General features: G+C 65.7%; 22 protein-coding genes. 13 read left to right on the top strand and 9 right to left on the bottom strand.

All coding sequences use genetic code 11. The features are described 5' to 3' along the window. Positions 1 to 2: 2 nt before the first annotated feature. Positions 3 to 3,860 carry a methionine synthase gene (metH, locus tag AAFG07_RS38715; RefSeq protein ID WP_342724841.1) on the top strand — a complete coding sequence of 1,286 codons (3,858 nt, stop codon included), beginning with the start codon at positions 3 to 5 and terminating at the stop codon, positions 3,858 to 3,860. Between the two features lie 300 nt (positions 3,861 to 4,160). Further along, positions 4,161 to 4,820 carry a maleylacetoacetate isomerase gene (maiA, locus tag AAFG07_RS38720; RefSeq protein ID WP_342724843.1) on the top strand — a complete coding sequence of 220 codons (660 nt, stop codon included), beginning with the start codon at positions 4,161 to 4,163 and terminating at the stop codon, positions 4,818 to 4,820. Positions 4,821 to 5,331: 511 nt separating this feature from the next. On the opposite strand, the gene AAFG07_RS38725 is transcribed toward maiA, so the two are convergent. From AAFG07_RS38725 to AAFG07_RS38735, 3 genes are all read right to left on the bottom strand, one after another. Continuing rightward, complete coding sequence (locus AAFG07_RS38725) at positions 5,332 to 6,423, bottom strand: Cj0069 family protein (protein ID WP_342724844.1); 1,092 nt, start codon at positions 6,421 to 6,423, stop codon at positions 5,332 to 5,334. A 141-nt stretch (positions 6,424 to 6,564) separates the two neighbouring features. After that, complete coding sequence (locus AAFG07_RS38730; protein ID WP_342724845.1) at positions 6,565 to 7,662, bottom strand: nickel/cobalt efflux transporter; 1,098 nt, start codon at positions 7,660 to 7,662, stop codon at positions 6,565 to 6,567. A 5-nt stretch (positions 7,663 to 7,667) separates the two neighbouring features. Continuing rightward, positions 7,668 to 7,943, bottom strand: a complete 276-nt coding sequence (locus AAFG07_RS38735; protein ID WP_229166898.1) for a metal/formaldehyde-sensitive transcriptional repressor — start codon at positions 7,941 to 7,943, stop codon at positions 7,668 to 7,670. Between the two features lie 257 nt (positions 7,944 to 8,200). Here AAFG07_RS38735 and AAFG07_RS38740 point away from each other — a divergent pair, with 257 nt between their 5' ends. The 5 genes from AAFG07_RS38740 (at position 8,201) to AAFG07_RS38760 (ending at position 12,458) form a co-directional block, all read left to right on the top strand. Continuing rightward, entirely contained in the window at positions 8,201 to 9,019 is an 819-nt protein-coding gene (locus AAFG07_RS38740; RefSeq protein ID WP_342724846.1) for a sulfurtransferase/chromate resistance protein, read from the top strand. Further along, complete coding sequence (gene chrA, locus AAFG07_RS38745) at positions 9,016 to 10,407, top strand: chromate efflux transporter (RefSeq protein WP_342724847.1); 1,392 nt, start codon at positions 9,016 to 9,018, stop codon at positions 10,405 to 10,407. The genes AAFG07_RS38740 and chrA overlap by 4 nt, the downstream gene beginning before the upstream one ends. 58 nt (positions 10,408 to 10,465) lie before the next feature. Further along, the gene (locus AAFG07_RS38750) at positions 10,466 to 10,804 is read left to right on the top strand and encodes a hypothetical protein (RefSeq protein ID WP_342724848.1); all 339 of its coding nucleotides are present in this window, start codon (positions 10,466 to 10,468) and stop codon (positions 10,802 to 10,804) included. A 183-nt stretch (positions 10,805 to 10,987) separates the two neighbouring features. Further along, positions 10,988 to 11,584 (top strand): Fe-Mn family superoxide dismutase, encoded by a 597-nt coding sequence (locus tag AAFG07_RS38755; protein WP_342729372.1) that lies wholly within the window; start codon positions 10,988 to 10,990, stop codon positions 11,582 to 11,584. 157 nt (positions 11,585 to 11,741) lie between these two features. Next, on the top strand, positions 11,742 to 12,458 hold the full coding sequence (locus tag AAFG07_RS38760; RefSeq protein ID WP_342724849.1) for a RibD family protein: 717 nt from the start codon (positions 11,742 to 11,744) through the stop codon (positions 12,456 to 12,458). A gap of 7 nt (positions 12,459 to 12,465) precedes the next feature. Here AAFG07_RS38760 and AAFG07_RS38765 read toward each other — a convergent pair whose 3' ends face one another. After that, positions 12,466 to 13,194, bottom strand: a complete 729-nt coding sequence (locus tag AAFG07_RS38765; RefSeq protein ID WP_342724850.1) for a TetR/AcrR family transcriptional regulator — start codon at positions 13,192 to 13,194, stop codon at positions 12,466 to 12,468. 222 nt (positions 13,195 to 13,416) lie between these two features. Between AAFG07_RS38765 and AAFG07_RS38770 the strand changes: the two genes are divergently transcribed. Both AAFG07_RS38770 and AAFG07_RS38775 read left to right on the top strand, forming a co-directional pair. After that, positions 13,417 to 14,661 carry an HlyD family secretion protein gene (locus AAFG07_RS38770; RefSeq protein WP_342729373.1) on the top strand — a complete coding sequence of 415 codons (1,245 nt, stop codon included), beginning with the start codon at positions 13,417 to 13,419 and terminating at the stop codon, positions 14,659 to 14,661. Between the two features lie 15 nt (positions 14,662 to 14,676). Continuing rightward, positions 14,677 to 16,281, top strand: a complete 1,605-nt coding sequence (locus AAFG07_RS38775) for a DHA2 family efflux MFS transporter permease subunit (RefSeq protein ID WP_342724851.1) — start codon at positions 14,677 to 14,679, stop codon at positions 16,279 to 16,281. Positions 16,282 to 16,361: 80 nt separating this feature from the next. On the opposite strand, the gene AAFG07_RS38780 is transcribed toward AAFG07_RS38775, so the two are convergent. Further along, positions 16,362 to 17,261, bottom strand: a complete 900-nt coding sequence (locus tag AAFG07_RS38780; RefSeq protein WP_342724852.1) for a LysR family transcriptional regulator — start codon at positions 17,259 to 17,261, stop codon at positions 16,362 to 16,364. 80 nt (positions 17,262 to 17,341) lie between these two features. Between AAFG07_RS38780 and AAFG07_RS38785 the strand changes: the two genes are divergently transcribed. From AAFG07_RS38785 to AAFG07_RS38800, 4 genes are read left to right on the top strand one after another with little or no spacing between them, the layout of a single operon-like run. Continuing rightward, positions 17,342 to 17,938: a hypothetical protein gene (locus tag AAFG07_RS38785; RefSeq protein WP_342724853.1), complete on the top strand. Its 597-nt coding sequence runs from the start codon at positions 17,342 to 17,344 to the stop codon at positions 17,936 to 17,938. Beyond that, positions 17,935 to 19,131, top strand: a complete 1,197-nt coding sequence (locus AAFG07_RS38790) for an efflux RND transporter periplasmic adaptor subunit (protein ID WP_342724854.1) — start codon at positions 17,935 to 17,937, stop codon at positions 19,129 to 19,131. The genes AAFG07_RS38785 and AAFG07_RS38790 overlap by 4 nt, the downstream gene beginning before the upstream one ends. Beyond that, the gene (locus AAFG07_RS38795; protein ID WP_342724855.1) at positions 19,128 to 22,247 is read left to right on the top strand and encodes an efflux RND transporter permease subunit; all 3,120 of its coding nucleotides are present in this window, start codon (positions 19,128 to 19,130) and stop codon (positions 22,245 to 22,247) included. The genes AAFG07_RS38790 and AAFG07_RS38795 overlap by 4 nt, the downstream gene beginning before the upstream one ends. Before the next feature lie 20 nt (positions 22,248 to 22,267). Then, positions 22,268 to 22,924: a hypothetical protein gene (locus AAFG07_RS38800; RefSeq protein WP_342724856.1), complete on the top strand. Its 657-nt coding sequence runs from the start codon at positions 22,268 to 22,270 to the stop codon at positions 22,922 to 22,924. A 2-nt stretch (positions 22,925 to 22,926) separates the two neighbouring features. On the opposite strand, the gene AAFG07_RS38805 is transcribed toward AAFG07_RS38800, so the two are convergent. From AAFG07_RS38805 to AAFG07_RS38820, 4 genes are all read right to left on the bottom strand, one after another. Further along, complete coding sequence (locus AAFG07_RS38805) at positions 22,927 to 23,760, bottom strand: SURF1 family cytochrome oxidase biogenesis protein (RefSeq protein WP_342724857.1); 834 nt, start codon at positions 23,758 to 23,760, stop codon at positions 22,927 to 22,929. Continuing rightward, positions 23,757 to 24,143, bottom strand: coding sequence for a DUF983 domain-containing protein (locus AAFG07_RS38810; protein ID WP_342724858.1), 387 nt, complete (start codon positions 24,141 to 24,143; stop codon positions 23,757 to 23,759). The genes AAFG07_RS38805 and AAFG07_RS38810 overlap by 4 nt, the downstream gene beginning before the upstream one ends. Positions 24,144 to 24,205: 62 nt before the next feature. Continuing rightward, complete coding sequence (locus AAFG07_RS38815) at positions 24,206 to 25,102, bottom strand: cytochrome c oxidase subunit 3 (protein ID WP_092119134.1); 897 nt, start codon at positions 25,100 to 25,102, stop codon at positions 24,206 to 24,208. 54 nt (positions 25,103 to 25,156) lie between these two features. Next, positions 25,157 to 25,795, bottom strand: a complete 639-nt coding sequence (locus AAFG07_RS38820) for a cytochrome c oxidase assembly protein (RefSeq protein WP_342724859.1) — start codon at positions 25,793 to 25,795, stop codon at positions 25,157 to 25,159. Between the last annotated feature and the right edge of the window lie 4 nt (positions 25,796 to 25,799).

A 25,799-nucleotide genomic window follows, 5' to 3' on the forward strand; every position in this document is an offset into this window, starting at 1 on the left:
TCATGTCCGTACCGGTTTCTCCCAAGCGTAACGCTTTGCTCGCGGCTGCCCGCGAGCGCATCCTGGTGCTCGACGGCGCCATGGGCACGATGATCCAGGGCCTGCAGTTCGACGAAGCCGCCTTCCGCGGCGAACGCTTCAAGGACTTCCACCGCGACATCAAGGGCAACAACGATCTCCTGATCCTGACCCAGGCTGAGGCGATCACGGACATCCACGCCGCCTACCTGCGTGCCGGTGCCGACATCGTCGCGACCAACACCTTCTCCTCCACCTCGATCGCGCAGGCCGACTACGACATGTCGGACCTCGCCTACGAGCTGAACCTGCAGGGCGCGCGGCTCGCGCGCGCGGCCGCGGAGCGGGTGAGCGCCGAGGACGGCAAGCCGCGCTTCGTCGCCGGCGCGCTCGGCCCGACCAACCGCACCGCCTCGATCTCGCCCGACGTCTCCAATCCCGGCTATCGCGCGGTGACCTTCGACGATCTACGCAAGGCCTATGGCGAACAGGCCAAGGGCCTGCTCGATGGCGGCGCCGACCTGCTGCTGGTCGAGACCATCTTCGACACGCTGAACGCCAAGGCGGCGCTGTATGCGATCGCCGAGCTCATCGAGGAGCGCGGCATCGACGTGCCCGTGATGATTTCCGGCACCATTACCGACAAGTCCGGCCGGCTGCTCTCGGGGCAGCTGCCGGAGGCGTTCTGGCATTCGGTGCGGCACGCCAAGCCGATCACGATCGGCTTCAACTGCGCGCTCGGCGCCGAGGATCTGCGCGCGCACATCGCCGATATCGGCCGCGTTGCCGACACGCTGGTCTGCGCTTATCCGAATGCGGGCCTGCCCAACGAGTTCGGGCAGTATGACGAGACGCCGGACTACATGGCGCGGCTGATCGGCGAGTTCGCCGCCGCCGGCCTCGTCAACATCGTCGGCGGCTGCTGCGGCACCACGCCCGACCATATCGCCGCGATCGCCAGGGCCGTCGCCCCGCACAAGCCGCGCGTCGTGCCCGAGATCGAACCGCGGCTCAAGCTCTCCGGCCTCGAGCCGTTCACGCTGACCGACGCGATCCCGTTCGTGAACGTCGGCGAGCGCACCAACGTCACGGGTTCGGCGCGCTTCCGCAAGCTGATCACCGCGGGCGACTACACCGCCGCGCTTCAGGTCGCGCGCGACCAGGTCGAGAACGGCGCCCAGGTCATCGACGTCAACATGGACGAGGGCCTGCTCGATTCCGAAGCGGCTATGGCGACGTTCCTCAACCTCGTCGCTGCCGAGCCCGACATCGCGCGGGTGCCCGTGATGGTCGACTCCTCGAAATTCCACGTGATCGAGGCCGGCCTGAAATGCATCCAGGGCAAGCCGATCGTGAACTCGATCTCGATGAAGGAAGGCGAGGACAAGTTCCTGCACGAGGCAACCGTCGCCAAGCGTCACGGCGCCGCCGTGGTGGTGATGGCGTTCGACGAGACCGGGCAAGCCGACACGTTCGCGCGCAAGACCGAGATCTGCAAGCGTGCCTACGACCTTCTGGTCAATCGGCTCGACTTCCCGCCCGAGGACATCATCTTCGATCCGAATATCTTCGCGATCGCGACCGGCCTCGAGGAGCACAACAATTACGGCGTCGACTTTATCGAGGCGACGCGCTGGATCCGCCAGAACCTGCCCGGCGCGCACATCTCCGGCGGCGTCTCCAACCTGTCGTTCTCGTTCCGCGGCAACGAGCCGGTGCGCGAGGCGATGCACTCGGTGTTCCTGTATCACGCCATCCATGCCGGCATGGACATGGGCATCGTCAACGCCGGGCAGATGATCGTCTACGACGACATCGACCCCGAGCTGCGCCAGACCTGCGAGGATGTGATCCTCAATCGCGACCCGGGCGCCTCCGAGCGGCTGCTGGCGCTTGCCGAGAAATTCCGCGGCAAGGAGAAGCAGACCAAGGAGCAGGATCTCGCCTGGCGCGAATGGCCGGTCGAGAAGCGGCTGTCGCACGCGCTGGTGCACGGCATCACCGAGTTCATCGAGGCCGACACCGAGGCCGCCCGCCAGAACACGTCCCGTCCGCTCGACGTCATCGAGGGGCCGCTGATGGCCGGCATGAATGTGGTCGGCGACCTCTTCGGCGACGGCAAGATGTTCCTGCCGCAGGTCGTGAAGTCGGCCCGCGTGATGAAGCAGGCGGTCGCCTATCTGATGCCGTTCATGGAGGAGGAGAAGGCACGCAACCGCGCCAACGGCGTCGCCAGCGATGGCCGCAACGCCGCGGGCAAGATCGTGCTCGCGACGGTGAAGGGCGATGTCCACGACATCGGCAAGAACATCGTCGGCATCGTGCTCCAGTGCAACAATTTCGAGGTCATCGACCTCGGCGTCATGGTGCCTGCCAACAAGATCATCGAGACCGCGAAGGCCGAGGGCGCCGACATCATCGGCCTGTCCGGCCTGATCACGCCCTCGCTCGACGAGATGAGCTTCCTCGCCGGCGAGCTGCAACGGCAGGGCATGAACCTGCCGCTGCTGATCGGCGGCGCCACCACGAGCCGCGTGCATACCGCTGTGAAGATCGACCCGAACTATCCGGGCGGCCCGGTCGTGCATGTCAATGATGCGAGCCGCGCCGTCGGCGTCGCCTCCTCGCTGCTGTCGGCCGAGAAGAAGCAGGCCTATGCCGCCGAGGTGCGCGCCGAATACGCAAAGATCTCGACGGCGCATTTCCGCGCCCAGGCCGACAAGAAGCGGCTGAAGCTGGGCGACGCCCGCGCCAACAAGGTCGCTATCGACTTTGCAGCAATGCCGCCGAAGAAGCCCGCCTTCTTCGGGCTGAAGAGCTTCGACGCCTACGATCTCGCCGAGCTGGCCGATTACATCGACTGGACGCCGTTCTTCCAGACCTGGGAGCTGACCGGCCGCTTCCCCGCGATCCTCGACGACCCCAAGGTCGGCGAGGTCGCGCGCTCGCTCTATGCCGACGCGCGCAAGATGCTCGACACGATCATCCAGGAGAAGTGGTTCACTGCGCGGGCCACCATCGGCTTCTGGCCGGCAAATGCCGTCGGCGACGACATCGAGGTCTATGCCGACGAGAGCCGCGCCAAGAAGATCGCGACCTTCCATACGCTGCGCCAGCAGCTCGAGAAGCGCGAGGGCCGCTTCAACGCCGCGCTGTCCGACTTCGTCGCGCCAAAGGAAACCGGCGTGCCCGACTATATCGGCGGCTTCGTCGTCACCGCCGGGATCGGCGAGGATGCGGTCGCCGACCGCTTCAAGAACGCCAATGACGACTACTCCTCGATCCTGTGCAAGGCGCTGGCCGATCGTCTGGCGGAAGCCTTTGCCGAGCGCATGCACCAGCGCGTGCGCAAGGAGTTCTGGGGCTATGCGCCCGACGAGGCCTCGTCGCCGGACGAATTGATCCTCGAGAAGTATGACGGCATCCGCCCCGCGCCCGGCTATCCGGCGCAGCCCGACCACACCGAGAAGCGGACGCTGTTCGCGCTGCTCGATGCCGAGAACACGTCCGGCGTGAAGCTGACCGAGAGCTACGCGATGTGGCCGGGCTCGTCGGTTTCGGGCCTGTATTTCTCGCATCCCGAAAGCTTCTATTTCGGCGTCGGCAAGATCGAGCGCGACCAGGTCGAGGACTATGCCGCGCGCAAGGCCATGACGGTCGCCGAGGTCGAGCGCTGGCTGGCGCCGGTGCTGAACTACATCCCCTCGCAGGACGGCGCGAAGGGCCAGGCAATCGCGCCCGCCGCGACACCCGCCAACGACGAGGAACTGGCCTCGCATCCGCAGGGCTGCACCTGCGCGGTGCACCTTGCCTGGCGGAAGAAGAAGGTGGGCGCGGGGTAGCTCTTCCACCCTCCCCTGGAGGGGGAGGGTCGGTGCACATGGAGCGAAGCGGAATGCGCACCGGGGTGGGGTGATCCCTCCACTCGAGCACCGCTTCAACGGAGAGACCGTCACCCCACCCCGTATCGCATCGCTCCGCGCGATGCGATACGACCCTCCCCCTCCAGGGGAGGGTGGAGCATCATTGCCTCTCCGACACGTGTCATCGCCGGGCTTGACCCGGCGATCCATCTTCAAGATTCTCGCGAAGATCGATGGATGCCCGGGTCAAGCCCGGGCATGACATGAGGAGTTCGCCCCATGCAATTCTTCTCCTTCTGGCGATCGCTGGCGAGCTTTCGGGTGCGGATTGCGCTCAATCTGAAGGGCGTTCCGGCGGAGGTCGTGTTCGTCGACATCGATGCGGACGCGCATCGCGCCGATGCCTATCGCAAGATCAATCCGCAGATGGCGCTGCCGGCGCTGGTGACCGACGACGGCACGGTGCTGTTCCAGTCGCTCGCGATCATCGACTATCTCGACGAGACCTGCCCGAGCCCGCCACTGCTGCCACCAGATGCGCTCGGCCGCGCCCGGGTGCGCGGACTTGCGCTGATCGTCGCCTGCGAGGGCCATCCGCTGCTGACGCCGCGGGTGCGCCGCTATCTCGACCGCGAGCTCGATCTGCGCGACAGCCAGCAAAACGCGTGGCGGCGGCACTGGACGGTCGAGACGCTGGCGGCGCTCGAGGGCCACCTCGCCGGCCACAAGGCAACCGGTCAGTTCTGTCACGGCGATGCGCCGACCCTCGCCGATATCTGCCTGGTTGGCCATGTCACCGCGGCGATCAACCAGCAGATCAGCCTGTCGCCCTGGCCGATTGTGAAGCGCATCCACGACACCGCGATGGCGCTTCCGGCGTTCGCCAAGGCGCATCCCTCCGCGCAGCCGGATACGCCCGAGGCGATGCGGGCAAAGTAGTGCGCGAACGGAAGCGCTGCGAAGCATAGGCAGAGGCGCAAACGTGTGCACGATCCTCTCCCCACCGTCGTCCCTGCGAAAGCAGGGACCCATAACCACAGGGCATTGTCGTTGAAGCGAGCTGTGGCTCCAGCGTTGTGCAACGATGACCATCGGTGGTTATGGGTCCCGGGTCGCGCTGCGCTTGCCCGGGACGACGGATTGTTTCGGATTCGGTTGTCAAACAACCAGGCTCTCAGTGTCATCACCCGCGCATGCGGGTGATCCAGTATTCCAGAGGCACCAGTGCTTGAGCAGAAAGGCCGCGGCGTGCTGGATCGCCCGGTCGAGCCGGGCGATGACAGTTGTGGGTGAGGACGCAGCTTCGCATTCTCGCGACATGATCTGTCCGAGCTTTGCTCTTCGTTCCACCCTCTCTCTCGCAGAGGGCGCAGGGAAAGCCGGGTGCCGATCGCCAGGGGTCCCGTGCACGCCCCGGAATGACGATGGATAGAGTTGCGCGATATCTGCCCTACCGGCCAGCATCGCTCTCCAGTCTCCGACGAACGCGCTCGCCGACCGTCCGCGCGATCGCCGCCGGCGCCTCGTCGGGAATCGCAAAGCACGAACTCGCGTTGATCTCGCAGAGCACGTAGGTGTCGGCGCCATCGGCATCGCGCGGACCATAGAGGAAGTCCGCATCCCAGATCACCGGCAGCGACGCTTCATCGATCGCCAGCGCCGCCATCAACCCCGGAATCCATTCGTCTTCCATCAGCCGCCGCAGCGTCTGGAATTGTGCAGCATCAGGACCGTGCATGATGCGCGGTCCGGGCTGGGCTTCCGGTGAATCTGGACCTTGCGGCGGCGGGATCAAGGCCTTGATCAGCTGGTGTCCGAAGCCCGCGACCTTCGATCCGCTGACATAGCAACGGATCATGCCCTCGGGCAGCCGCGGCTGGAATGCCTGATCGATGATGCAGCCGCCCCAACCGAAATACGGCTCGCAGCGCGCCATGAAAGCGTCCAGCGGCAGCTCCTCGGGCCGGCTGCCGCGCAGCGCGTGAAGCACGCGAACGGTCGCGTCCGCATTCGGCAAGCCTTCCACCTTCAAGGCTTCCACCTTCCAGATGCCCTGCCCGCCATTGCCGCGGTTCTGCTTGAGCACGCGCGGCCCGGCCGCGCGAAGGCGCGACGGGAATTCGGCGCGGAAGGCGTCCGCGGTGGCGTATCGATGCGTATCGGCGCCCCAGCCCAGATGACGCGTTCGATAGAGCACGTCCTTGACGCCCATCTTGAGGATGATTTCGGGATGTGCGCTGACCCACGGACGTTTCATCGCAACCTCGCGCAGCAACGGATCGAGCGCCGCACGGGTCTTGCCCTGATGGATCGGATCGACCCAGACGAGAACGCCGTCCGCGGTCAGCAATTGGTCGCGGACGAGATCGGCGACGGCCTCATCATAGACGACGGGAAAAGCGTCGATGCCGGAAGCCGCGAGCGCTTCGAAGACGCGAACGAAACGGCTGTTTTGTGGGGTCGCCTCCCGGCGCGACGCGGCGTCGCCACGCCAGAGGATGGCGATTTTGGAACGACGGGATGTGTGTGGTTCGGTGTCCATATGAAAGCTCCACGACGGTTGAGTGTCGCGCAGAGCTTGGACCGAGGTCTCACGGGGAGTCTGCCTTGTCCCCTTGGCAGGAACTCTAGACCACCTCGCGCAGGTTTCAAGATGGAAGTGGGATCATATCATGATCCGGGATCAGGCCGTGATCCCGTGCAACCCCAGCCAGCCCGTGTAGAGGCCAACCAGCACGATCAGCGCAGCCGACACGTAGGGGGCGCGTTGGGCGAAGCGGCTAAAGCCGCCCCAATGACGCTCGACATGACGCAGACTGAGCGCGGCCGCGACGCCGACCGAGACCATGGTGATCGCAAGCCCGATACCGAAGCAGAGCACCAGCACGAAGCCGAGGCTGAACTGCTTGAGCTGCAAGCAGAGCAGCAGCACGGTGATCGCCGCCGGACACGGAATGAGCCCGCCGGTTAGGCCGAACAGAATGATCTGCCACGTCGTGACGGTCCGCCCGGCAAAGCGCTTGCGGATGTCGGCAGCGTGCGCGCGCGCATGCGCATCGTCCGCGTCGCCGAGATCCATATGCGCGTGGTCATGCTCCTCGAACAGGACTTCCGCAATGTCCGCCCGCACCGACACGCGCGCCTTGAAGGCATGCGGCTCCGGAATTTCGTCGATGCTTTCCAGATAGCCGTCCCGCGCGGCGAAGCGGAACTGCTGCTCGCTGCCGTCGGGACGGATCGTCACGACGTCAACTTCGCCGGCTGCCGGCAGCGCCCCGGCCTCGCTGCGCAGCCGCCAGCGCGGCGGCACGCCGTCCTCGAAGACTTCGAGTGACAGCGGTTGCCCGGCCAGGGTCAATTGGCGCGTTTCGTCGTGATGGTGGTGATCATGGTCATGGTCATGATCGTGATCATGGTGATGGTCGTGTTCGGAATTCTGCTCGCGCCAGGTGCGCCAGGCCATCCAGGCTGCGATCGAAATGATGATCGCCGCCGAGGCCAGTTGCAGCCAGGCTTCGCTGCGTTCGCCGGACCATTGCTGGCCGAAATGCAGACCCGCCAGCGCGATGATCCAGACGATGGCGGTGTGCGAGATCGTGGCCGACAGGCCGAGCAGCACCGCCTGCACCACAGTGCCGCCGATCGCGACGATGAAGGCCGCCATCATCGTCTTGGAGTGGCCGGGCTCGAGGCCATGCAGCGCGCCGAGCAGGATCGCGCTGGGGATGAACAGCCATGCATGCGCGCTGCTCTGCTGGAGCAGCTGGGACAGATCGGTCATGTGCTTCACTTCAAATAGGTACGAACGACGTCGATCAAGTCGGCCGCGCCCTGCGCTCTCTCGGGATCCTTCTCCCGGGCCGGATCCACCACGTGATGGCGGATGTGATCCTCGAGCAGTTCCGCGGTCAGGCCGTTGATGGCGCCGCGAACCGAGGCCACCAGCATCAACACGTCGGCACAGCCGATCTCGGACTCCAGCGCCCGCTCGACGGCCTCGAGCTGACCCTTGATGCGGCGAACTCGGCCGACGAGCTTGGACTTGTGCTTGATGGTATGCATGCAGGTAATATAGGGGGGTACCCTATATTGGTCAATAACGCTGTCGGCCCGTTCTGGGCGGCATCGGGAAACGGCACGACTGAGATGTCGGCGGCGACATTGTTCCCGTCATCGACTGTGAATTCTTGGTGATCCGTCGATCCAGTGGAGCGGTTGACAGCAACGGGCATAAGTCTTTTATTGACGGCACGGGGATGTGCGATCTCCCCGCGAGGCGACATGCCCAAGAATCGCGTCCTGTTCACCAAGGACGCACCATGTCATCATACACATCGATCTCATCCGAAAAACTGTCTCGTCTCATCGGTACGGCCAAAGCGCCGACGCTCGTCGACGTTCGCCTCGATGAGGATTTCGCCGCCGATCCGCGCTTGATCCCTGGCGCCATCAGGCACTCCCACCTCGATGTCCAGGACTGGGCTCCCCGCCTTTCCGGCCAGTCCGTGGTCGTGATCTGCCAGAAGGGACAGAAGCTCAGCGAAGGCACCGCCGCCTGGCTCCGGTGCGGCAACATTGCTGCCGAAGTTCTCGAGGGCGGCCACCTCGCTTGGAAGGCCGCGGAGCTTCCGACCGTTCCTGTCGACAGGGTTCCGAAACGCGACGGGCGCGGCCGCACCGTCTGGGTGACGCGATCGCGGCCGAAGATCGATCGCATCGCCTGCCCGTGGCTGATCCGCCGCTTTGTCGATCCCGCGGCCATGTTCCTGTTCGTCACATCAGCGGAAGTCGAGGCCGTCGCCGAACGCTTCGACGCCACACCGTTCGACATCGAGAACGTGTTCTGGAGCCATCGCGGCGAGCTCTGCACCTTCGACGTGATGGTCAGGGAGTTTGGCCTGTCGACGCCTGCACTGGAGCGGCTCGCGACGATGGTGCGGGCCGCGGATACCGCGCGGCTCGATCTTTCGCCGGAGGCGCCGGGGCTGCTCGCCGCTTCGCTCGGCCTATCGCGCATGTTCGACGACGACCTCGAACAACTGAGCGCCGGCATGCTGCTCTACGACGCCTTCTATCGCTGGTGCCGCGACGCGACGCGGGAGACGCACAACTGGCCGACCAGCAAGGTGAAGCCATGACGGACGTCGTAACAACACCAGGGGCGCGCGGACAGGAGCACGCGCACGGCATCTCATTTCACGAGGCGCTGCTCGTCTGGACGCGTGTCGCCATCCTGAGCTTCGGCGGACCGGCCGGCCAGATCGCGGTGATGCATCGCATTCTGGTCGAGGAGAAGAACTGGATCTCGGAAGGGCGTTTCCTGCACGCCCTCAACTACTGCATGCTGCTGCCGGGACCGGAAGCGCAGCAGCTCGCGACCTATATCGGTTGGTTGCTGCACCGGACGCCTGGGGGCATCGTGGCGGGCGGATTGTTCATCCTGCCCGGCATCCTCGCCATCATGGGCCTCAGCTATGTCTACGCAGCGTACGGCAATGTGGGGTTTGTGGAGGCCCTGTTCTTCGGCCTGAAGGCCGCGGTGCTTGCCATTGTCATCCAGGCTGTCGTGCGGGTCGGCAAACGCGCGCTGCGCAACCGCGTAATGATCGCGCTCGCGGCCATCGCCTTTGTCGCGATCTTCTTCTTCGCCGTGCCGTTTCCGCTGATCATCGGCGCTGCCGCCGTCACAGGACTGATCGGCGCACGCCTGGGCCGGAGCGAATTTGCCGCCGTCGAACATGGCGGGAAGAATTCCGCCGTGATCGACAGCATGCTGGGCGAAGAGGTGCCTGATCATGTCCGTCCTAACGCGTCGCGCACCTTGCGTGTCGGCGCCGTCTGGCTCGCGCTCTGGCTGGTTCCGGTGTTCGCGATGCTCGTCGTCTTGGGGCCCGGCGACGTGTTCACCCAGATCGCGATCTTCTTCAGCAAGATGGCGATGGTGACGTTCGGCGGGGCCTACGCCGTGCTGGCCTATGTCGCACAGCAGGCCGCCGAATATTATCACTGGGTCAGTCCGCGCGAGATGCTGGACGGGCTCGGCATGGCCGAGACCACGCCCGGACCGCTCATCATGGTGGTGCAGTTCGTGGGCTTCATGGCCGCCTTCCGCGAGGCAAGCGGGCTGTCGCCGATGCTTGCCGCCACGCTCGGCGGGTTGCTGGCGACATGGGTGACGTTCACACCGTGCTTCCTGTGGATCTTCGTCGGCGCGCCCTACATCGAAGCACTGCGCGGCAACAAGGTGCTGGCGGGCGCGCTTTCCGCGATCACCGCCGCCGTGGTCGGCGTGATCCTCAACCTGTCGATCTGGTTCGCGCTGCATACGCTGTTCCGGCAGACCTTCCCGGTCCACGGGCTCGGCCTGTCGTTCGACGCGCCGGTGCCTGCTAGCGTCGACTGGCCTGCGCTTGCGCTGTCGGCAGCCGCAGCGATTGCGATCTTCCGTTTCAATGTGGGGATGCTCAGCGTCCTCGCCGCATCCTGCACCGCAGGCGTGCTGTTGCGCCTGGCAGGCGCGATCTGAACGAAGCGACGCCATCTCGAGAAACCTGGGGCAGCACAACACAACCGGGAGAACAAACATGCAGGAACGAAGATTCTTTCACCTGATCCTGACGCTCGCGATCGCGGGCACCGCCATGCCCGCCTACGCCGACGTCAGCGAGCAGCAGCAGGCCACCGTCGCATTGGCCGAGGCGGCAGCCAACCACCCGCCGGCGACCGAGACCCTACGCGGCGTCGTCGACAGCATCGACGAACGCAGCGACACGATCAGGATACGCCTAGCGCCGGACAGGACCGAACCGTTCAAGGTTCAGGACGGCCTGCTGTTCAACGCCGTCCGTTTCGGCGACCCCGTCGCGTTCTCGGTGCAGGACATCTCGGGATACCGGACCATCGTCGGGCTCACGAAGGAATAGCGCGAACCTTTTGCGCCTTAGATCCAAACGTACCGGCATTGCTCAATATCAGGAGGACCCATGACCATCAACACCGAGCGCCGAAACTTCATCACCGCGGTCGGCGCGGCCACCGCATCGGCAGTCGTGCTGGGCGCCAACCAAGCCGCTGCCGAAACCAACCAGCAGACAGGAACCAGGGCCATGTCCTATCAGGCAAAGCCGATGTCGTTCGACCCAAAATCGATCAGCGGCATCTCGGAGAAGATTCTCGTCAGCCACTACGAGAACAATTACGTCGGTGCGGTGAAGCGGCTGAATGCCATCGGCACGCAGCTTGCCGAACTCGACTTTGCCAAGGCGCCGAACTTTGTGATCAACGGCCTGAAGCGCGAGGAGCTGGTCGCGGCGAACTCGATGATCCTGCATGAAGTCTATTTCGATGGACTCGGCGGCGCCGGCAAACCGAACGGAGCGCTCGCCGAGGCGATTGCGCGCGACTTCGGCAGCATGGAGCGCTGGCGGACGGAATTCGCGGCGATGGGCAAGGCGGAAGGTGGCGGTTCGGGGTGGGTGATCCTCGCCTACTCGCCCCGCGACAAGCGGCTGGTCAATCAATGGGCCGCGGATCACACGACGACGCTGGCCGGCGGCCGTCCGGTCCTCGTGCTCGACATGTATGAGCACGCCTATCACATGGACTTCGGTGCCGCCGCGGCACGCTATGTCGACGTCTACATGGAGGCCATTCGCTGGGACAATGCAGCCCGGCTTTACGAGCAATACGCCAAGGAGGCGTAAGGAGAGACGTGGAGCGGCGCTGCCGGTTCCATTCGGCGGGCAGGTTGCCAAACACTGCTGCGTTATCGGCATTGAGAACGTGCCTCTGCCATTCTAGATCAGAGGTTGCCCCTCCCCCGCGGGCTGTCACCGCGCCGCTCCACCGAAGAGTTAGTCTATGCGACCCCACATCATCTGCCACATGGGCACGTCGATCGACGGCCGGCTGCATCCCAGCCGCTTCACCAAGCCGGCCGCCGGCATCCCGGCCGACGTGCTGCGCTCCCACTATGAGAGGATCCATGACGGCTTCAACGCCGATGGATGGATCATCGGCCGCGTCACCATGAACGAAATGGCCAAGGGAACCGAGCGGCCCTTCGCCAATGCGCCCAGGCTGCCGCGCGAGGCGCATCTCGGCAACCGCAACGGTCGCAAGCTCGCGGTCGGCATCGATCCGTCGGGCCGCGTGCATTTCGGCAAGGACAATGTCGGCGGCGACCACGCCGTGGCGGTGCTCGGCGAACAGGTCTCGGACAGCCATCTTGCCGAGTTGCGCGAGGACGGCGCGTCCTACATCTTCGCAGGCCGCAAGGGCGACGATCTGGCGAGCGCGATGACGCAGCTCGCATCGCTGTTCGGCGCCAAGACGCTGCTGCTCGAAGGCGGCGGCGGGATCAACGGCGCCTTCCTCAAGCACGGACTGATCGACGAGTTCAGCACGTTGATCCATCCGGCGGTCGACGGCGTCGCGGGATCGCAGAGCATCGTTGACTATCACGGCCCGGAAGGCGACCGCCCCGGCGCCGGGCAGTCGCTCCGGCTCACGCATTGCGAGACGCTGGAAGGCGGCATGGTCTGGCTGCGCCACGCCGTGGAGCGCGCGCCGGGCTGAGAGTCGCCTACGACTCGGGACTCTCAACCCAGCCGCTCCTGCACCCCGCGACGAAGAACGCGACGCCGCGCGCGACGTGCTCGTCGAGTTCGGGATCGAGTGCCTTCAAGTCGACTTCGTAGAGAGCCCGGAGCAGCATCGGTACCGCGATGATGTCGAGGAACAGGCGCGCGGTGGTAGGCAGGTGCTCCGGCGCGAAGGCGGGCAGCTTGCCGAGTTCGTCGGATCGCGTCAGGTCGCGCAGCAGATGAACACCGAGCTCGGTGGCGAGCGCGCGCGCCCTGCGGTTGACGGTGGCCGCGAGATCCGGGAAGCGATGCGCCTCCGCGATGGCAAGCCGCATCAGGCCGATCCGGTCGGCGTCGAGGCCCCAATGCAACAGGGTCGAGGCGACGCTGGTGAGGCGTTCCTCCACCGTCGCGCCGAGCGGCGCGTCCGCCTTGAACTCCGCAATGCGTGACAGGATGTCCCGCGTCACCACCTCGGTGAACAGCGCCCGCTTGTCGCGGAAGCGCGCATAGATGGTGCGCTTGCCGGAACGCGCGGCCTCGGCGATCTCGTCGATACTGGCGCCTTCGAAGCCGCGCTCGAGGAATACCTTGCGTGCGGCGTCGAGGATGCGCGCGTCGACCTCGCCCGCCAATTCCTTTGGCGGCCGGCCGGCGCGGACTTTGGCCGGCCCGGTCGCCGTCCTGGTCTTGGGCGCCCGCGGCATCTTCAGGGTACTGGTGGTCATCAGTCTTCCCCGGGTTCCATGGGCCGGTCCGGCCGGCAACATCAGGCAATATAGCCCTATCACATCTAGTTGTAAATAGAACGGTACAGTTCCGTTTCTATTGACGCTGCACTGCCGCGAGACTATTTGTCGCACAGAACGGAACGGTATCGTTCCCTTTTGCGAAGGCCTTGCAGACCTCGCCCAACAGCAGGAGCAGCCATCATGTTCGAAGACACTGTTTTGGAGCGCGACCACGGAGGGCACGAGCGCATCGAGGGTTCGCCCTCGGCGCCGGCCTCTCACGAGCCCAACGTCACGTCCGAGCGGCCGGAGGTGACCGCGCGGGCTCCGGCGCAGGAGCGCCCCGCAAGCAAGCAGCCCGCCCCGCCGGAGACAGTCCCGCCGGAGGTCGCCCCACAGCGGCGCGGCTTCCTGCGCCGCCGTCCGATGGTCTCCGCGATCGGCGCCGTGCTGCTCGCCGCCACGCTCGGCGGCGGCACCCTCTACATGGACTACACCGGGCATTTCGAATCCACTGACGACGCCTTCATCGCGGCGCGGCAGTTCGCGCTCGCGCCAAAGGTCTCCGGCTACATCACTGCGGTTCCGGTCACCGACAACCAGCACATCGCCGCCGGCGACGTGATCGCGCGCATCGACGACCGCGACTATCGCGTCGCGCTGGCGCAGGCCGAGGCGCAGGTCGCGGCCGCGCAGGCCAGCATCCAGAATGTCGATGCGCAGCTCGACGTGCAGCAGGCGCAGATATCGGCCAACCAGGCCCAGGTCGACCAGGCGCAGGCGGCGCTGACCTTCGCCCAGCAGCAGGCGACGCGCTACCAGCATCTGGAGCAGACCGGCTACGGCACCGTGCAGAATTCCGAGCAGTACACCTCGCAACTGCATCAGCAGCAGGCGTCTCTGCTGAGCGCACAGGCGACGCTCAACCTCGCGCAGCGCCAGGTGGAATCGCTGAAGGCGCAGCGCAAGAGCGCGGTCGCGAACCTCGCCCAGGCCGAGGCGCAGCGCGACCAGGCAGAGCTCAATCTCTCCTATACGACGGTGACCGCCGCGCAGCCCGGGCGCGTCGTCAACCTGTCGGCGGCGGTCGGCCAATTCGCGCAGGCCGGCACCAACCTCACGATGTTCGTGCCCGACCAGACCTGGGTCACCGCGAACTTCAAGGAGATCCAGCTCGACCAGATGCGTCCGGGCGAGAAGGTGACGCTGAAGATCGACGCCTATCCCGGCCGCACGATCCGGGGCCATGTCGAAAGCGTGCAGCCGGGATCGGGCACCGCGTTCTCGCTGCTGCCGGCGCAGAACGCCACCGGCAACTACGTCAAGATCGTGCAGCGCGTGCCGGTCAAGATCGTGATGGACAACCCGCCGACCGACGTCGCGCTCGGCCCGGGCATGTCCGTCGTCCCGACGGTGCGGATCAATCCCGCTCCATCACTGCTCGAGCGTCTTGAGAAGCTTTGATCCAGGGAGGCTGTCATGAGTGCAACAGCGATCGATGCCAAAAGCCTCCCTGCTCCGAGCGTTGCCGTCAATCCCTGGCTGATCGCCATCGTGGTTGCGCTCGCGAGCTTCATGGAGGTGCTCGACACCACCATCGCCAACGTCGCGCTGCCCTATATCGCGGGCGGCATGGGCGTGAGCGAGGACGAAGCGTCCTGGGTGGTCACGACCTACCTGGTGTCCAACGCCATCATCCTGACCGTCTCCGGCTTTCTCGCGCGAATGCTCGGGCGCAAGACCTTCTTCCTGATCTGCCTCGGCATCTTCACGGTGAGCTCGGTGCTGTGCGGCTTCGCGCCCAACCTGAACGCGCTGCTGCTGTTCCGCATCCTGCAGGGCCTCGGCGGCGGCGGCATGGTGCCGGTGGCGCAGTCGATCCTCGCCGACGCCTTTCCGCCGGCCAAGCGCGGCCAGGCGTTTGCGGTGTTCGGCATCGCCGTGGTGGTGGCGCCGGTGGTCGGGCCGACGCTCGGCGGCTGGCTGTCCGACAATCTGTCCTGGCACTGGTGCTTCCTGATCAACGCCCCGGTCGGCGTGTTCGCGATCGCGCTGATCGCAGCGGTGCTGCAGGAGCCCGCGAAGGCCAAAGGAGCGCAGAAGGCCGCACAGCCGCAGAACAACAGCTTCGATTTCATCGGCTTCGCGCTGGTTGCGACCTTCCTCGGCGCGCTCGAGGTGACGCTCGACCGCGGCCTCGAGGACGACTGGTTCGGCTCGCCCTTCATCATCACCTTTGCGGCGATCAGCGCCACGGCGTTCGTGCTGATGATCCCGTGGGAGATGACCCGCCGCAATCCGATGATCGACCTGCGCATGGTCGCGACCCGGCAGTTCGGCGCCTGCTTCCTGGTGATGTTGGCGACCGGCGCCATCCTGCTCGCGACCACCCAGTTCCTGCCGCAACTGGTGCAGCAGGATTTCGGCTACACCGCGACCTGGGCCGGCCTCGTGCTCTCGCCCGGCGGCGTGGTCACCATGGTGATGATGTTCGCGGTCGGCCGGCTCGCCGCCAAGGTGCAGCCGAAATATTTGATCGTCGCCGGCGCGCTGGTGATCGCCGCCTCGATGTACAGCATGACCAACGTGTATGCCGATCTCGGCTTCTGGTTCATGGCGCGCTCACGCATGCTGATCGGCGTCGGCCTGCCCTTGATCTTCGTGCCGATCATGGCGGCGTCCTATGACGGCATTCCGCCCGACAAGACCGACCAGGCCTCCGCGCTGATCAACGCGGCGCGCAACACCGGCGGCTCGATCGGCGTCTCGATCGTCTCCAACGTGCTGACGCACCGCCAGCAGTTCCATCAAAGCCGGCTGGTCGAGCAGGTGACGCCGTCGAGCCCGCAATACCAGGACACGTTGCACCAGGTGACCGATTTCTTCGTCGCCCAGGGCAACTCGCTGGCGCAGGCGCACCAGCAGGCGATCCAGTGGATCGGGCAGCAGGTGCAGACCCAGGCCTCGTTCCTGTCCTACATGGATGCGTTCTGGGTCCTGATGCTGATCTCGCTCTCGGCGATCCCGCTGGCGCTGACCTTGCGCAAGGTCAAGCTCGGCGGCCCCGCCCCGGTCGGTCATTGACGAGATGCTGACGTCAACCGCGATACGCCCACGCCAAAGATCGGCGCGGGCGTATCGATTCGGGATCCTATCGGCGCAGATCAAATGCCGCGCGTGGCGGCAACGATCGTGTCCCGCAGCCAGCGGTGCGCCGGCAGATCGTCGAAGCGGCGGTGCCAGCTCATGACGCTCTGCAATTTCGATGCATCGAACGGCAGCTCCCGCATCTCGATCGGATAGGCGCGGCGGAATTCGAGCGCGAGCTTGCGCCCGAGGATCGCGACCATGTTCGATTGCACCAGGACCGCGCCGGCGGACAGATAAGGGACATCGGTCGCAATGGTGCGGCTCGCCTTGCGCGCCCGCAGCCAGGCATCGATGAAATCGAGATCTTCGCCGCTGGAGGTGATCGCAAGGTGCGGCAGCTCGACCAGCGTCTCGCCGGTCAGCTTCTTGCGCAAGGCCGGATGACCGGTCCTCAGCACCGCGACGAAGCGATCCTCGATCAACCGGCACGCGGCAAAGCGCTCGCCCTCCAGCGCGCGGGCGGAGATCGCGAGATCAAGCTCGCCGCGATCGAGCCTGTCGGCGAGATTGAGCGTTCCGCTCGGCACCAGCGTCAGCCGCACTTTGGGCGCCTGCGCGCGCACCGCGGCGATGATCGAGCCGGCCGCGACCACCGCGGCATAATTGTTGACCGCAATGGTGAAGCGCCGTTCCGCCTGCGCCGGATCGAAGCGATCTCCCTCGACCGCGAGTTGCAGTTCGCTGAGCGCCTTGCGGACCGGCAGCGCGAGCGCTTCCGCCCGCGGCGTCGGCAGCATGCCGGACGGCGTACGGACGAACAGTTTGTCCTTGAGCGCATGACGCAGCCGGTTCAGCGCATGGCTCACGGCGGGCTGGCTGATGGCGAGCGCGCCGGCGGCGCGCACCACGCTGCGCTCGCGCATCACGGCGTCGAACACCAGCAGGAGATTGAGATCCAGATTGCGCATCCGCATGCCGTCATCATGCATGATATGAATTGACGGATAAAGACAATTCATTTGAATAATATCGGGCCAAAGCCCAGCTTCTGGGCATGCCCGAAAGCCCGCACAGCACGATTGCAGTCCGGCCCCGTCGCGCCACCACGGGCGTGCTGGTCGGCGTCCTGGTCGCCCCCGATGCCGCGTCCATCGCCGTGCCCGAAACCTTCGCGCGCTGGCGCCGGCTTACGCCGCTGGCAACATGGCTGCCGATCGAGCTCCGCGAAGCGAGCTATGCCGGCATCCTGAGCGGCGTCGCCGCCGCGCTCGATCGCGTCGGCATGATCCCGCGGCAGCTGATCCTGCTCGGCGAGGGATCGGTCGCGCGGCGCATGCTCGAACTGGCGCTGCGAGGCGAGCTGCCCTGCGGCGGCGTTGTCGCGATCGACGTCGCCTCCGACGCGCTGCCGTTTCACATCGTGCCGACGGTGACCGCGATCCGGCTCATCGTTCATCGCAACGACGATGCGCCGCAAGGCAGCCTGATCGGCGCGTTGCGCGCCGCCGATCTCGACGCACGCATCATCCACCTCGATTTGACCGCCGGCCGCGGAACGGAAGCGGCCGCAGCGAGCGCAACCGAAACCTTTGTCCTGGAGCTGGTCGCAACGATCGGCCGCCGGACAACCGATGGAGCTGGTGACCTATGATATCCAAAGCCTTCAAGATCGCTTGCGCGGGCCTGGTGGCCGCCGCCGCAATCGGCGCCGGCGCTTACGTCGTGCATCGGCCCGACGGTGCAACGGACCATGCAGCGGCGGCCCAGTCGAAGACCACCACGTCAGTCGTTCCGGTGACGGCGGCGAAGGTGTTGCAGCATGATGTGCCGATCGTGCTCGAAGGGCTGGGCACGGTGACGCCGATCAACACCGCCACGATACGCACCCAGGTGCAGGGCACGCTCGACAGCGTCGATTTCGTCGAGGGCAAGCAGGTGAAGCGGGGCGATGTGCTCGCCAAGATCGACCCGCGGGTTTACGAGGCCCAGGTCGACCAGGCCGAAGCCGCGCTGGCGCGCGACGAGGCGAGCCTGAAGAACGCCAGGACCAATTTGGCGCGAACGCAGCCGCTCGCCAATCGGGGCTTTGCGACCCAGCAATTGCTCGACACCCAGGATTCGCAGGTGACGCAGGGCGAAGGCACCGTCGCGCTCGACAAGGCTGCGCTGGAAGCCGCGCAAACCCAGCTGAGCTTCGCCACGATCACGGCGCCGTTCGACGGCGTCACCGGCATCCGCCGTATCGATCCCGGCAACATCGTGCACCCGACCGACACCAACGGGCTCGTGGTCCTCACCCAGCTGCAGCCGATCGCGGTGATCTTCACGCTGCCGTCCGGCGAGATCCCGGGCGTGCGGCAAGCGCTGGCATCCGGAGACGCCTCGGTCGACGTCTATGATGCACAGAACAAGCGCGAGCTCGACCACGGCAGTCTGATGCTGATCAACAACCAGGTCGACAGCACGACCGGCACGGTGCAGCTGAAGGCGTCCTTTCCCAATGCCGGCAATACGCTGTGGCCCGGCACTTTCGTCAACGTCCATCTGACGATCGCGGTTCGCCACGATGCGCTCACCGTGCCGCTGACGGCGGTGCGCCAGGGACCGGACGGCGGCTTCGCCTATCTGGTCGGCGCGAACAACGTCGTCAGCATCCGCAATGTCACCACCGGCCAGTCGCGCGACGGGCAGGTGCTGATCGAGCAGGGCCTCGCGGCGAACGAGACCGTGGTCACCGCGGGTCAGTACCGGCTCAATCCGGGGACGACGGTCGAGATCGTGCCTGATGACAAGAAAGACCAGGTCCAGGACGCAACCACCGCAAGCGCAGGCATGCTGCCATGAACATCTCCGCTGGTTTTATCCGCAAGCCCGTCGCCACCGCCTTTCTAGCCATCGCCATCGTGCTGGTCGGCATGATCGCCTTCGTGCGGCTGCCGGTCTCGGCGCTGCCGACGGTGGACACCCCGACGATCCAGGTCACCGCGCAATTGCCCGGCGCCGATCCGCAGACCATGGCCTCCTCGGTCGCGACGCCGCTGGAGCGGCAATTCGGCCAGATCGCCGGCCTCACCGGCATGAGCTCGAGCAGCGGGCTGGGCAACACCCAGATCACGCTGCAGTTCGCGCTGAACCGCAGCGTCGATGCGGCCGCACAGGACGTGCAGACCGCGATCGATGCGGCATCGGGGCAATTGCCCAAGACCATGCCGTCGCCGCCGACCTTCCACAAGGTCAATCCGGCCGACGTGCCGGTGCTGCTGATCGCGCTGACGTCGGACACCGAGCCGCTGACCAAGGTCGACGACTATGCCGACAGCATTCTGGCGCAGAAATTGTCGCAGGTGCCGGGCGTCTCGCTCCTCACCATCGGCGGCATGCAGAAGCCCTCGATCCGGGTGCAGGTCAATCCGGCCAAGCTCGCCGCCGCGGGGCTCGATCTCGAGCAATTGCGCACCACGCTCGGCAACATCACCGTGAACCAGCCCAAGGGCGTGCTTTACGGCAGCCAGCAAGCCTATACGCTCGCCACCAACGACCAGGTGCTGGCCGCGAGCAAGTATGACGATCTGATCATCGCCTATCGCAACGGCGCGCCGGTCCGCCTGCGTGATATCGGGCATGCCGTGGTGGCGGCCGAGGACATCACGCTGCATGGCTGGTACAACGACAAGCCCGCGATCATCCTCGCGATCCAGCGCCAGCCCGGCGCCAACGTGATCAGCACGGTGGACGGCATCAAGAAACTGCTGCCGCAGCTGGTGGCGAGCCTGCCCTCCGACATCAAGGTCCAGATCGCCTCCGACCGCACCCAGACCATCCGCGCCAGCGTCGCCGACGTTCAGCTTACTCTGGTGCTGACCATTGCGCTGGTGGTCGGCGTGATCTTCCTGTTCCTGCGCAATCTGTGGGCGACCATCATCCCCGCGGTCTCGGTCCCGATCTCGCTGATCGGCACCTTCGGCGTGATGTATCTGCTCAACTACAGCCTCGACAATCTGTCGCTGATGGGCCTGTCGATCGCAGTCGGCTTCGTCGTCGACGATGCCATCGTGATGATCGAGAACATCTCGCGGCATATCGAGGAAGGTCTCTCTCCGATGCAGGCCGCGCTGAAGGGCGCCGGCGAGATCGGCTTCACCATCATCTCGATCTCGGTCTCGCTGATCGCGGTGTTCATTCCGCTGCTGCTGATGGGCGGGGTGATCGGCCGCATGTTCCAGGAATTCGCCGTCACGGTGTGCGTTGCCATCGTGGTGTCGGTGATCGTCTCTGTAACCCTGACGCCGATGATGTGCGCCTATCTGCTGTCGCCGCACCAGGGCGCCAATGCCGGCGCGGTGTCGCGCGCGCTGGAACGCGGCTTCGTTGCGATCCAGGCGGCATACGAGGCGGTGCTTGTCAAAGCGCTGCGCTACAAGGCCACGACCATGTCGGTCATGCTGGCAAGCGTCGTGGTGACCGGCCTGCTGTTCGTGGCCATTCCCAAGGGCTTCTTTCCCCAGCAAGACACCGGCATGATCACCGGCATCACCGAGGCCTCGGCGGACATCTCGCCGGCGCAGATGGCGACGCTGCAACGCAGCGTCATCGACGTCATCGCCAAGAATCCCTCGGTCGCCAATGCGACCGGCTATATCGGACCGGGCGGCCCGACCGTGACCGAGAACAACGGCCGCCTGTTCGTGCTGTTGAAGCCGCGCAACGAGCGCAGCTCATCCGCCGACCAGGTGATCCGGCAGCTCGACACCGAGTTGCAGAAGATCAAGGGCATGTCGGTGTTCATGCAGGCGACGCAGGACATCAATCTCGCCAGCCGGCTGTCCAAGACGCAGTATCAGTTCACGCTCACCGACGTGAACCAGGACGAGCTCAATCTGTGGGCCGGCAAGCTGTATCAGAAGCTGAAGACGTTGCCGGAACTGGCCGACGTCGCCACCGACCAAGCCAACGCCGCGCGTCAGCTCAAGCTGCAGATCGACCGCGACGCGGCCTCGCGCCTCGGCATCGATCCGGCCACGGTGGACAATACGCTCTATGATTCATTCGGCCAGCGTCACGTCGCCCAGCTGTTCACGACGCTCAACACCTATTATGTGATCCTCGAGGTCGATCCGTCGTTCCAGCTCGGCCCCTATGCGCTCAATCGCATCTACGTCCGCTCCTCCGCAGGCACGATGGTGCCTCTGAGCCAGATCGCGAGCATCGATTACGGCACTGCGCCGCTCTCGGTGAACCACCAGAGCCAGTTTCCGTCGGTCACGCTGAGCTTCAACCTGGCGCCGGGCACGGCGGTGGGGACCGCGGTCGCGGCGGTGCAGAAGGCGACCGCCGACCTGCACGTGCCGTCGACCGTGATCACCAGCTTCCAGGGCAATGCGCAGGCGTTCCAGGCGGCGCTCGCGTCGACGCCGATCCTGATCCTGGCCGCGGTGGTCGCGGTCTATCTGATCCTCGGCATGCTCTATGAGAGCACGATCCATCCGATCACGATCCTCTCGACCCTTCCGTCCGCCGGGCTCGGCGCACTGCTCGCGCTGTGGGCCTTCGGCTTCGGCCTCGACGTGATCGGGCTGGTCGGCATCATCCTGCTGATCGGCATCGTGCAGAAGAACGGCATCATGCTGATCGATTTCGCGCTGGAGGCCGAACGCCACCAGCATCTCCCGGCCGAGCAGTCGGTCTACATGGCCTGCAAGGCGCGCTTCCGCCCGATCCTGATGACGACGATGTGCGCGATGCTCGGCGGCGTTCCGCTGATGATCGGCACCGGCACCGGATCGGAGCTGCGCCAGCCGCTCGGCTTTGCCATCGTCGGCGGGCTGATCGTCTCGCAGCTGATGACGCTGTTCACGACGCCGGTCGTGTACATCTATCTCGACGGCTTGACCCAATGGATCAACCGAATGCGCAGCAGCCGTTCGGCTGAGCCTGCGGCACATCCGACATTGTCGACCTGAACCTTGCCGCGGAGACGCGCATGGACATGCGTCACATAGAGATGCGAGGGACGAGCGGCGTGCGCGAGGCCGCGTTGCGGTTCTGGGCGATCAGGACCGTTGCCGCAGTGCTGGGCAAAATCGGAGGCCATGCGGTCGCGGGCAAGGGAAGCCACGTCCTGGCGGCGGCCGGCGTGGTGTCGATCGGGGTCCTGTATGCGCGCGATCGTGACGGTCGGATCGCCTTCTGGCCGGTGCTGGTCGGCGTCCTGGTCCTCAGCGCGGCATTGGCGCATATGGCGGACCGATCGCTCGGGATCGGCGATCTTGTCGCCTCGGTTCAGCTGGCGGCGCTGTTCGCGCTCGCCCTGATCGTCTGGGCCCGGGTGGCGGGAACAACGGGATTCCTCTGCGTCGGCTCGGTTCGCGACCAGGCTCCGTTCTGGATCGTCGCGATGCTGGCGCAGGCATTCGCCAGCTCGTTGGCCGACTGGGTGGTGGACCCCGGCCAGACCGGTTCGTCCATCGTGCTGCTGGCGGTCGCGGTCGGCCTGCCGGCGGCGGCCGCGGCGCGATGGGCGCGGTTCGCGCGTCCCGCGCTGTTCTGGACCGCGTTCGTGTTGACCGGGATTCTCGGCGCGCTATGGGGCGACATGCTGATCCGCCTGATCGGAGCCGGCCACGCGCTCTCCACCTGACCTCAAGCTCCCCTGCGGCGCTGGCCGCGCCACCACAGGCCGAAGGCGACCGTGACCGCGGCGGCCAGCGAGAACCAGGTGATGGCGTACTGCATGTGGTCGTCCTTGAGCCGCACCTTGAGCGGTCCGGGCTTCGGCGTGCCGCTGTCGGGCACCGGCGCCTCGAGGTCGATATAGAACGGCGCGATTTGAGCTCCATCTTTGCCCCAGCCGAGCGCCTGCGCCATCGCGCGATGATCGCGCACGAACCACAGCCGCTTCGTTGGATCTTCCTTCGGTGTCAGCCGGCCCGGCGGCTCGGGAAAGCGAATGTAACCGGTCAGCTCAACCGACGCGCCGGTGACGAGGCGGCCGGTGACGCGATCCTCGAAGGCGCGATCCTGCATCGTGTTCTGGACAAAGCCGGTGTTGATCACGACGATCTCGCCGCTGCCGAGCTTGGCCGGCAGGAACGCCCAGGTGCCGGGTCCCGCGACATCGTCGCGCACCGCCGAGCCGGAGCTGAAGACCATCGCGTCCGGCTGTTTCGCGTAGGTCGCGGTCAGCGCAACGCGGCGGAATTCATCCTTGGCCGAGGTCACCGCAGGCCACGCCGATGGCGGCGGCAGCGCCTCGGTCGGGGCGGCCAGCCGCTCGTCGAGCGCGGCAATCAGCGCATGCTTCTCGGCCCTGCGCTGCAACTGCCAAACGCCGAGGGCGATGAACACCGCGATCAGGATCAGCGTGAAAATGCCGAAGCCGGCCGCGCTCGGCCGTTGAGAGCCTTTTGACGCGTCTCCTTCGCGTGAACCGGTGCCCGCTTCGCTGGAAAACGCCTTGTTCGTCGTATCATTCATTTCGGGTCGCGCTCGATCAATTGGCCTTCGGCGGCCTTGTGGTGGAATTGCAGCGCGATCAGCAGCGCCTTCATCGAACGCAGCGGCAGGATCGTGGTGACCAAAATCAACGGCAGCCACAGCGCGGCATGCACCCAGAACGGCGGCTGGTACTTCACCTCGACGATCAGCGCCGCCGCGACCACGATGGCGCCGGCCAGCATGATGATGAAGACCGCCGGCCCGTCACCGGCATCGATGAAGGTGAAGTCGAGGTTGCAAGCCTGGCAGCGCGGCGCCAGCGTCAGGAAGCCCGAATAGAGCTTGCCCTTGCCACAGCGCGGGCAGCGGCAGGCGATGCCGCGCAGCGCGCTCTCGGTCACAGTGGGCGGGGTATCGGTCATCGGTCCTCTTCAAAGCAAAGGGGCGGCCGTTCGGCCGCCCCCCTCTTAGCACGTCAGTGAATTCAGTGTGCGCCGTGCGCCATGGACTCGGCGCCGTGGCCCCAGACGTAGATGCAGATGAACAGGAACAGCCAGACCACGTCGACGAAGTGCCAGTACCAGGCGGCAAATTCGAAGCCGAGGTGCTGCTTCGGCGTGAAGTGGCCGGCATAGGCGCGGATCAGGCAGACCAGCAGGAAGATGGTGCCGACCAGCACGTGGAAGCCATGGAACCCGGTCGCCATGAAGAAGGTCGAGCCGTAGACGTTGCCGCCGAACGAGAACGTCGCATGGGCGTACTCATAGGCCTGCACGCAGGTGAAGCAGGCGCCGAGAATCACGGTGAGGATCAGGCCCTGCTTGAGGCCCTGGCGGTCGTTCTCCAGCAGCGCATGGTGCGCCCAGGTGACGGTGGTGCCCGAGGTCAGCAGCAGCAGCGTGTTGAGCAGCGGCAGATGCCAGGGATCGAAGGTCTCGATGCCATGCGGCGGCCAGGTGCCGGGAACCGAGCAGGCGCCCATCGCCGTGCCGGCGCCACAGCCGAACACCGCATCGCGGGTGGCGTGCACCGCATCGGCCGGGAACAACGCCGAATTGAAGAAGGCCCAGAACCAGGCGACGAAGAACATCACTTCGGAAGCGATGAACAGGATCATGCCGTAGCGATGGCTGATCTGCACAACGCGGGTGTGGTCGCCCTTGTACTGGGCTTCCTTGATCACGTCGCCCCACCAGCTCGCCATGGTGTAGAGCACGCCGATGGTGCCGACGCCGAACACGATCGGGGCGGCGGAGAACATGTGGTGCATCCAGCCGATCGCACCGAGCGCCATGATGAAGGCCGAGACCGAGCCGACAACCGGCCACGGGCTCGGGTCGACGAGATGATAGTCGTGATGCTTGACTTGCGCCTCAGCCATTGCCGTCTCTCCATTCGCGTGCCGCAAGGCACGTCTTAATCTTGAATTCCAGAACTAGCCGCCCTTGCGCTGCTCCGCCTCGCCCGCAGCCACGGGCTTCGGCGCGGCGTCGCGCACGGGGAAGAAGGTGTAGGACAAAGTGATGGTTTTCAGCGTGTCGTTCTCGCTGTCCTTGGCCAGCGCCGGATCGACATAGAACACCACGGCCATCTCGCGCTTCTCGCCCGGCGCCATGGTCTGCTCGGTGAAGCAGAAGCAGTTGATTTTCTGGAAATAGGCGCCGACCGTCAGCGGAGCGACGTTGTAGGCGGCTTGTCCCGTCGTGGTGCGCGCCGACTGGTTGGTCACGGTGTAATAGACCGTGACGACCTGGCCGATCTTGACGTCGATCGTGGTCTGCTCGGCCTCGAACTTCCAGGGCAGGCCCGGCGCGACGTTGGAATCGAAGCTGACCGAAATGGTGCGCGCGAGCGGCGCATCCGTCGGCAGCGAGGTCGCGACCTGGGTGGTGCCGTTGAAGCCGGTGGTGCGGCAGAACCAGTTGTAGAACGGCACGGCCGCGTAGGACGCGCCGACCATCAGCACCACGACGAAGCCGCAGATCGACGCGACCATGGCGTCGCGCGTCAGCATGCGGCGCGTGACCTTGGCGCCCTCGCCTTGCGGAGCCTGCGGTGCGCCCTGTTTTGCCATCTCA

The sequence above is a fragment of the Bradyrhizobium sp. B097 genome, assembly GCF_038957035.1.
In the GTDB taxonomy this organism is placed as follows: domain Bacteria; phylum Pseudomonadota; class Alphaproteobacteria; order Rhizobiales; family Xanthobacteraceae; genus Bradyrhizobium.